The sequence below is a fragment of the Dietzia sp. E1 genome, assembly GCF_014145015.1.
GTDB classification, from domain to species: Bacteria; Actinomycetota; Actinomycetes; order Mycobacteriales; family Mycobacteriaceae; genus Dietzia; species Dietzia cinnamea_A.
Genome location: NZ_JAALDU010000167.1, coordinates 1 through 6,897, shown reverse-complemented (window position 1 = coordinate 6,897; position 6,897 = coordinate 1). Strand labels below are relative to the sequence as shown.

Below are 6,897 nucleotides of genomic sequence, written 5' to 3'. Positions count from 1 at the left end.
CCGCGTGCGGCGCGACTACCGCGGCGGCGAGATGGTGATCGGCGCCAGGCCGGGCACGTTGAGGACGAGGGGCTGGTCGCCGACCGCGGCGCCGGGCCCGGAGGCGCCCTGCCCCGAGGCACCGGATGTCCCGCCGCCCCCGCCCGACCCGTCGGACACGCGCAGGGTCACCTGGGAGCCGGGGATGCCGGTGCCGCCGTCGAGGCCAATAACCGTGCCGTAGGGACGGCCGGTGCCGGAGACGAACTGGGTGTTGACGGTGAAGCCCGCGTTGGTGAGCAGGGACGTGGCGGCGGACTGGCTCATGCCCTCCACGTCCGGGGTGCCCTCGCCGCTGGTCCCGGCCTCATAGGCGGGGTCGGGCGCGGGCAGCTGGACCGGGCCGTAGACGTCCGCGATGGGGGAGAAGGCCGAGAACCAGGTCTGCGCCGGCTCGAGTCCACCGAAGAGGTTGCCGTAGGAGCACTGGCGCAGCGGGCTCGTGCACAGCTCGGTGGTGGTGGTGCCGTCGTTGAAGGCGTAGACGGCCGCGGCGTAGTTGTTCGTGAAGCCGAGGAACGCCGACGAGCGGTTGGCCTCGGTGGTACCGGTCTTGCCGGACATGGGGCGGTTCCAGCCCGCGCCCGCCGCGGCACCCGCGGCGGTGCCGGCGCCGACGGAGTCCTTGGACATGGCGACGGCGAGGGTGTTCGCGAGCCCTTCCTCGACCACCTGCTCACACTGCGGCTCGTTCAGCTCGACGGGCTTCCCGGTCCGGTCGGTGATCGACTCGATGGGGCTGGGAGGGCACCACACGCCGCCGGACGCGAGGGTGGCACCGACGTTGGACAGTTCCAGCGCGTTGACGGCGGTGGGCCCGAGGGTGAACGACCCGAGGTTGTTCTTCTTGATGAACCCGCTGATCGAGTCGCCTCCGGCCGCGGTCCCCTTGCGGTCGTAGGAGCGCATGCCCAGCCGGACGGCCATGTCGACGGTCGGGGCCACGCCGACGTCCTTGATGAGGTTGACGAACGTGGTGTTGGGGGACTGGGCCAGGGCGTCGGGCACCCGCAGGGACGCCGGATACGAGCCGGCGTTCTCCACGCAGTACTGACCGGCCGGGCAGCCCGCGGCGCCGCCGGAACCGAGGCCCGCCACCTGGACGCGGCGCGGCACCGGCAGGGAGGTGTTGGTGCCCATGCCCTTCTCCATGGCGGCGGCCACGGTGAAGATCTTGAACACCGAGCCCGCACCGTCGCCGACCAGCGAGAACGGCTGCGGCTGGACGGTCTGGCTGTCGCCCAGTTCGAGCCCGTACTGCCGGCTGGAGGCCATCGCGACGACCTTGTGGGAGTCCTTACCGGGGCGGACGACGCTCATCACCTCGGCCACGCCCTGTGCGGTGGGGTTGCCGTAGGTGTCGACGGCGCGCTGGACGTTGTCCTGCACGGTCGTGTCCAGGGTGGTGCGGATCGTGTAGCCGCCCTGCTCGACCATCTCCCGGCTGAGACCGTTCTCGTCGAGGTACTGCAGCACGTAGTCGCAGAAGAACCCGCTGTCGCCCGCGGTGATGCACCCGCGCGGGAGGGAGTTGGGCCGCTCGAGCACCCCGAGGGGTTCGGCCATGTACTGCTCGCCCTCGGCGGGGGTGATCGCCCCGGTCTGGACCATCGTGTCGATCACCGTGTCGCGGCGCTGCTTGGTGTCCTCGGGGTTGGTGAACGGGTTGAAGCGGCTGGTGGACTGCACCATGCCCGCGAGCATCGCCGCCTGCGGGACCGTCAGATCCGCGGCGTCGACGCCGAAGTACGTCTGGGCGGCCGTCTGGACGCCGAACGCCCCGTTGCCGAACGAGACCAGATTGAGGTACTTGGTGAGGATCTCGTCCTTGCTCAGCTCCCCGTCGAGGGTGAGCGCCATCCGGATCTCTTTGATCTTGCGGGCGGGGGTGGTCTCCACGGCGGCACGACGCTCCGCGTCGTTCTCGGCGGAGACGAGGAACTGGTAGTTCTTCACCAGCTGCTGGTCGATGGTCGACGCGCCCTGCTCGACCTCGCCGGAGGTGGCGTTGGTCAGTGCCGCGCGGATGGTGCCCCGCCAGTCGACGCCGTTGTGGTCCGCGAAGCGTCGGTCCTCGATCGCGATGATCGCGAGCTTCATCTGCGGCGAGATCTCCTCGCTGGGCACGAGCACACGCTGCTGGTCGTAGAGCCACGCGATGGGCTGCCCGCCCGCGTCGGTGACCGTCGAGATCGACGGCAGATCGCCCTTGATGAGATCGGCGGACGTCCCGGCCAGGGAGTCGGCCATCTTGTTGGACGCGAGACCGGCTGCGCCCGCGATGGGGAACAGCGAGCCCGCCGCCACCACCCCGGCCGCCACACAGGTCGCGACCAGCTTTCCCAGCGAACTCATAGCCGACACGCGCCCAGAGTACGTGACAGACACCGCCGGACCACCCCGTGAGCGGGGTTCGGGTGTCAACTCTTTACTTCTGTTGTGTGACTGCGGTAACAATATGGGGGAACGCGGGACGTTCCGGACCGAAATGGGGTCGATCTCCTCCGGCCCCGGTGCGGGCGCACCGCGTACACAGTGAGCCCGCCGCGCCGGGCGGGCTCAGAAGGCCGGAGGCGTGTGCGGTGAACCCGCCCACGCCTTCACACAGACTAGGGGTTTTTCGATGACGGCTACCCTCCCCGGGACCACCCGCTCCTCCGGTAACGGGGTCCGCCCCGGCTCAAGCAATCCCCTCGGCTCCGAGGAGGTCATCATCGGCGAGGGGCGCCAGGAATGGGTCGCCCAGGCCCGCTGCAAGGACATCGACCCCGACGAGCTCTTCGTCCGTGGTGCCGCCCAGCGCAAGGCCGCCTCCATCTGCCGCCACTGCCCGGTACTCCTGCAGTGCCGCGCGGACGCGCTGGACAACCGCGTCGAGTTCGGCGTGTGGGGCGGGATGACCGAGCGTCAGCGGCGGGCCCTGCTCAAGCAGCATCCCGAGGTGCGGTCCTGGGCCGATTTCTTCGCCCAGCAGATCGAGCGGCATTCCGCCGCCTACTGAGTCAGCTCAGCCCCGGGCGTCGACGCCCCCTCGCGTCGCCGCCCGTCAGACCCCGACCGTCTTCCCGACGCGGCCCGCGACGTCCGACGCGGGCCGCGTTCGCGTTTCCCGGCCCGAGCCGATCGGTCCGCTCCGGTGTGGAGCCGGCCCCGACTCAGCCGCAGAGCTGGTCGCCCACCGACCGCAGCGCCTCGAGGTTGGAGATCTCGAACGGCAGCGACGGCACGCCGACGATCCGCACGTCCGGATGCGTGTCGGTGAACGACTCGAGCAGCCGAAGCTCCTGCTTGGCGGTGCCGGCCCGGTCGGCGTGGATACGGAGGACCGCCTCGGCCTCCGCGTTCCGGCCGCTCAGCCGGTCGGCGGCCGCGCAGGCCTGCTCGGCGCTCAGGTCGGTCAGCCGCGGGTGGGTCCGGTTCACCACGACGCCCGCCAGCGGCATCCGCTCCTCCGCCAGCCGCTCGGCGAAGTAGGCGGCCTCGCGCAGTGCGGGGCGCTCCGCGGAGGACACCACGAGGAACTCGGTGCCCTTGCGGCGCAGGATCGCCTGGGTGCGGGCCGCGCGCGTGGTGAAGCCGCCGAACGTGGAGTCCAGCGCCACCACGACCTCGGAGGCGTCCTTGAGCATCGACGAGCCCACCACGGCCGACACCCCGCGCATGGCGGTGCTCATCGCACCGGAGACGAGGCGCCCCACCCCGCGCCCGGGGGTCGAGAGCAGGCGCATGAGCCGGCTGTCGAGGAACGCGCCGAGGCGGCGCGGGGCGTCGAGGAAGTCCAGGGCGTTGCGCGAGGGAGGGGTGTCGACGACGACGAGGTCCCACGCCGAGTCGTCGAGCAGCTGCCCGAGCTTCTCCATGGCCATGTACTCCTGGGTCCCCGCGAACGAGGTGACCATGGTCTTGTAGAAGCGGTTGTCGAGGATGGCGCGTGCGTTCTCCTCGGAGGTATTGGCCACGACGAGCTCGTCGAACGTACGCCGCATGTCGAGCATCATCGCGTGCAGCGACCCGGCGTCGGCGGGTGTGTCCGGTCCCAGCCGGACGGGCGCGGGCTCGTTGGAGAGCTCGTCGATCCCGAGGGCCTGCGCGAGGCGGCGGGCCGGGTCGATCGTCAGCACGACCGTGTCACGGCCGAGTTCGGCGGCCCGCAGCGCGACCGCCGCGGCGGTGGTGGTCTTGCCCACGCCGCCGGCGCCGGTGCACACCACCACTCGGGTGGCGGGGTCGGTGAGCATGGCCGTGATGTCGAGACGACGTGTCATGTCAGTGCACTCCCTGGTCGACGAGGGCGGAGGCGAGGTCGTACAGGTCGGCGACCTCCACCCCGTGGGGCAGGGCCGGCAGGACGAGGGTGGGGCAGGCGGCCGACGTCAGCGTCTCGCCCGCCCGGAGCTGCCCGCGGGCGACGCGGGCGTGCTCGATGGCCTGCACCAGCAGCCCCTCGAAGCCCTCGTCGTCGACCTCCACCCCGGTCTCGGAGAGGCCCGCGCGCACCGCCTCGGCGTCGATGTCCTCCTCGGCGATCCGCCCGAGCGCCTCGTCGTCCAGGTGCCGCGTCTCGGCGCGGTTGATGATCACCTGGCCGACACGCAGGCCGTGGCTCTTGAGCTCGTCGATCGCCTCGAGCGTCTCCTGCACGGGCAGGGACTCCAGCAGCGTCACCAGGTGCACGACCGTCCTCGGCGAGTGCACCAGTTCGGACACGGCCTCGGCCTGGCGCCGGATGGGTCCGCCCCCGCCGGCGAGGTCGGCCATCGCGGTGGTGACGTCGAGGAACTTGCCGATCCGGCCGGTGGGCGGCGCGTCCACGACCACCGCGTCGTAGACGACCTCGCGCTTGGCGTGCTCGCGCGTGACGACCTCGTAGATCTTGCCGGTGAGCAACACGTCCTTGAGGCCGGGCGCGATGGTGGTGGCGAACTCGATGGCGCCCACCGACTTCATCACCTTGCCCACCACGCCGAGGCGGTAGAAGGTGTCGAGGTAGTCGAGCATCGCCGCCTCGATGTCGATGGCCAGCGCGAACACCTTGCCGCCGCCGTCCACCCGCGCGACGAGCTCCTCGCTGTAGGGCAGCGGTTCGCGGTCGAAGGTCCGGGCGATGCCCTGGCGCTCCTCGACCTCCACCAGTAGTACGCGCTTGCCGGTCGAGGCGAGGGCCAGCGCGAGCGAGGTGGCGACCGTCGTCTTGCCCGTCCCGCCCTTCCCGGACACGTAGTGCAACTCGGCCCGCTCGGAGCTGTCCGACCATCCGGTGGACAGCGCATCGGCGATGGTCGCCCGTGTCGACCGCGTACCTGGGTTCTCAGTGGACGGCATGGCCCCCACACTAAGCGCTCACACCACCGCGCGCGGGACGCTCGTCACTTACCTAGAGTGGGGCCCATGAGCGAATCCACCGGAACAGACCGGTTCGAATACGTCACCGTGCCGCTGCTGACGCACGCCACCAAGCAGATCCTCGACCAGTGGGGGAGCGACGGCTGGGAGCTGGTCTCCGTGCTGCCCGGCCCGACGGGCGAGCAGCATGTCGCCTACATGAAGCGACGGCTCTGATGCCCGAGCCCGAGTCCGGGGGCTACTGGAGCCGCAAGCTCGAGCAGCTCGGCGTGGAGCTGCCGACGGTCGTCCCGCCGGTCGCCAACTACGTCCCCGCCGTCCGGGCGGGCACGTTCGTCTACACCTCGGGCCAGCTGCCCATGGTCGACGGCACGCTGGCCGCCACCGGCAAGGTGGGGGCCGAGGTCGCCCCCGAGCAGGCCGCCGACCTGGCGCGCACGTGCGCACTCAACGCGCTGGCCGCCGTCGACGCGCTCGTCGGCATCGACGCCGTGGTGAAGATCGTCAAGGTCGTCGGCTTCGTCGCCTCGGCGCCCGGCTTCAACGGGCAGCCCGCGGTGGTCAACGGTGCGTCCGACGTCCTCGGTGAGCTCTTCGGCGACGCCGGCGTCCACGCCCGCTCGGCCGTCGGCGTCTCCGAGCTGCCGCTCGACGCGCCCGTCGAGGTCGAGCTGGTCGTCGAGGTCGAGGTCTAGCCATGTCCGCAGGACTGACCCCGATCAGCTTCCCGGCGTACGAGACGCTCCGGCCCGTCACGGACCTGGCCGGGGTCATCCTCTGCGACAACCCCTCCGAGATGACCTTCGAGGGGACCAACACGGTCGTCCTGCGGGCCCCCGGGTCGCCCACCTGCGTGGTGGTGGATCCGGGGCCCGACGACCGCGCGCACGCCGAGCGGATCGCGGCGATCGTGGGGGAGATCGAGCTCGTCGTCGTCACCCATCGCCACGGTGACCACACCGACGGCATCGATCACCTGCGCGCCTTCACCACCGCCCCCGTCCGGGCCGTGGAGGAACGGTTCTGTCGCGACGCCGCACCGTTGGTGACGGACGGGGACGACGACGAGGTGATCCACGCCGCCGGACTGGACATCACCGTGGTGGGCACGCCGGGGCACACGGCCGACTCGGTCAGCCTCGAGGTGCGGCCCGCGGGCGCCGGGTTCACCGCCCGGCCGGACTGCGTGGTCCTCGGTGACACGATCCTCGGCAGGGATTCGACCGTGCTCGACTCGACCGACGGCGATCTCGGCGATTACCTGGGCAGCATGGACCTGCTCGCCGCGCGGGCCGATGGGGTGATCGGCATCCCCGGCCACGGGCCCGACGTCGAGAACACCGGCCGCGCCGCGCAGGTCCTCGGGCAGCACCGGCGCGACCGGCTCGAGCAGATCGTCGCCGCGCGGGCCGAGCTGGGCCGCGACGCCTCCGCCGAGGCGATCACGCAGCACATCTACCGCGATGTGACGCCGTTCCTTCTGAAGGTGGCCGAGCAGTCGACCAAGGTGGCGCT

7 protein-coding genes are annotated in these 6,897 nt (G+C 71.2%); 4 read left to right on the top strand and 3 right to left on the bottom strand.

What is annotated here, in order from left to right; genetic code table 11:
* Nucleotides 1-15: 15 nt before the first annotated feature.
* Nucleotides 16-2,394, bottom strand: coding sequence for a transglycosylase domain-containing protein (locus G6030_RS06915; RefSeq protein WP_182642630.1), 2,379 nt, complete (start codon nucleotides 2,392-2,394; stop codon nucleotides 16-18).
* A gap of 268 nt (nucleotides 2,395-2,662) precedes the next feature.
* On the opposite strand from G6030_RS06915, the gene G6030_RS06910 reads away from it, so the two are divergent.
* Complete coding sequence (locus tag G6030_RS06910; protein WP_061227537.1) at nucleotides 2,663-3,040, top strand: WhiB family transcriptional regulator; 378 nt, start codon at nucleotides 2,663-2,665, stop codon at nucleotides 3,038-3,040.
* 154 nt (nucleotides 3,041-3,194) lie between these two features.
* On the opposite strand, the gene G6030_RS06905 is transcribed toward G6030_RS06910, so the two are convergent.
* On the bottom strand, nucleotides 3,195-4,304 hold the full coding sequence (locus G6030_RS06905; RefSeq protein ID WP_061914140.1) for an ArsA-related P-loop ATPase: 1,110 nt from the start codon (nucleotides 4,302-4,304) through the stop codon (nucleotides 3,195-3,197).
* 1 nt (nucleotide 4,305) lies between these two features.
* The gene (locus tag G6030_RS06900) at nucleotides 4,306-5,361 is read right to left on the bottom strand and encodes an ArsA-related P-loop ATPase (protein ID WP_182642629.1); all 1,056 of its coding nucleotides are present in this window, start codon (nucleotides 5,359-5,361) and stop codon (nucleotides 4,306-4,308) included.
* Between the two features lie 66 nt (nucleotides 5,362-5,427).
* On the opposite strand from G6030_RS06900, the gene G6030_RS06895 reads away from it, so the two are divergent.
* The 3 genes from G6030_RS06895 to G6030_RS06885 form a co-directional block, all read left to right on the top strand.
* Complete coding sequence (locus tag G6030_RS06895) at nucleotides 5,428-5,598, top strand: DUF4177 domain-containing protein (RefSeq protein ID WP_007629907.1); 171 nt, start codon at nucleotides 5,428-5,430, stop codon at nucleotides 5,596-5,598.
* Complete coding sequence (locus G6030_RS06890) at nucleotides 5,598-6,077, top strand: RidA family protein (RefSeq protein ID WP_182642628.1); 480 nt, start codon at nucleotides 5,598-5,600, stop codon at nucleotides 6,075-6,077. Before G6030_RS06895 ends, G6030_RS06890 begins: the two co-directional genes overlap by 1 nt.
* Before the next feature lie 2 nt (nucleotides 6,078-6,079).
* Nucleotides 6,080-6,897, top strand: an 818-nt coding sequence (locus G6030_RS06885; protein WP_182642627.1) for an MBL fold metallo-hydrolase, incomplete at its 3' end; no start/stop codon positions are given.